This is a genomic window from Wolbachia endosymbiont of Cylisticus convexus (assembly GCF_003344345.1).
This window is the reverse complement of record NZ_QPIP01000233.1, coordinates 1-1,187: the sequence shown is the minus strand read 5'-3', so window position 1 is coordinate 1,187 and position 1,187 is coordinate 1. Positions and strand designations below refer to the sequence as shown.

Annotated in this window: 1 protein-coding gene and 1 pseudogene; both read right to left on the bottom strand. The window is 37.0% G+C overall.

The features are described from left to right. Positions 1 to 28: 28 nt before the first annotated feature. Positions 29 to 701, bottom strand: a pseudogene (locus Wcon_RS10865) (IS630 family transposase); the annotation flags it as partial. Positions 702 to 778: 77 nt separating this feature from the next. Further along, the coding region (locus Wcon_RS10860) for a group II intron maturase-specific domain-containing protein (protein WP_275936935.1) at positions 779 to 1,187 on the bottom strand (409 nt) is incomplete at its 5' end.

Genomic DNA, 1,187 nt, shown 5'->3' with positions numbered 1-1,187 from the left:
TAGCTCTTTTCATAATAGTCCGAAAAGCTTATAGAAAAGCGGAATCAACAGCATGACGAAAAGATGTGAATAGAGGGATGTTTTTCCTAGCTCTGTTTTTTATAGCAAACCAATGATGCTCAATTTTGTTAAAATCGGGAGAATAAGGCGGTAGATATAAAATTTCTGCGCCAACTCCTTTAGCAAATTCAGTAATCTTATTAGACTTATGAAAAGTAGCATTATCAAGGATAACAGTTTGTCCAGGTTTCAAAATCGGTGTCAGAAACTGCTCAAACCATTTATTAACATATTACAGTGGCCTTCAAATGTTAACGGAACAACTATTTTCCTGCCGTTTAAGGCTGCAATCATACTGATTCGTTGAATTTTTTTACCAGATTTTAGAGCATAAAACCTCTGTCCCTTCTGGCAATATCCATAAGGGTAGTCCTCGGTGTTATCAATGCCAGACTCATCTATATAAACTAAGTTTTGAGGTTCTTTTGTTGCTATAATTTTCAAAAATTCAGCGCGTTTTTCTTCGTCCCTTTCTTTGTATCCATATGTCTTTTTTTGCGTGTGAGTCCAATTTTTTTAAGAGCTCGATGAATCGTTGGGATACTAACATTGCTCCAAAGCTTAGCCATTTCCGATAGAGTTTTTCCACCATATTTTTTAGCAAATTCAGTAAATTTATTCCAGTCAGTAATTTTGTGATTGGAGAGTAGACCAGTGGAACTTCCCCACCAGTCTCTCGCAAAACTGTACGTAAACCTCTCAGCTTATACAGCTTCCATTATTCAGCCTTTTGATCTAACCCTAGTGTCCAGTGATAGAAAATATCCGGAGACCTCTTTCTCACCTTTCCTAGAAATTGTCTTGCTAGTCTTCCGTGACCCCTGAGTCTCTTATATTTCCTTTTGACCCACTTTTCTAGATGCCGCTCTACATTCTTTAGAGATTTGTAGACCTCAGTTCTGTAAAATTTGCCATAGTACTGATACCAGCCTCTGACTATTGGATTTACTTTCTCTGACATCCCCTCTAATGTTATATGCGTATTTCTTAGCATTTTCCATGATCTTATGGTTGTAGTAATCTTTTTCTTGGCCTTGTTGCTAATTGCTGGGAGAAATGAAACAAAATGCTTCCCTATTTTATTTCTTGCTAACCTGGGTCTGAATGTGTAACCCAGAAAATCAAAA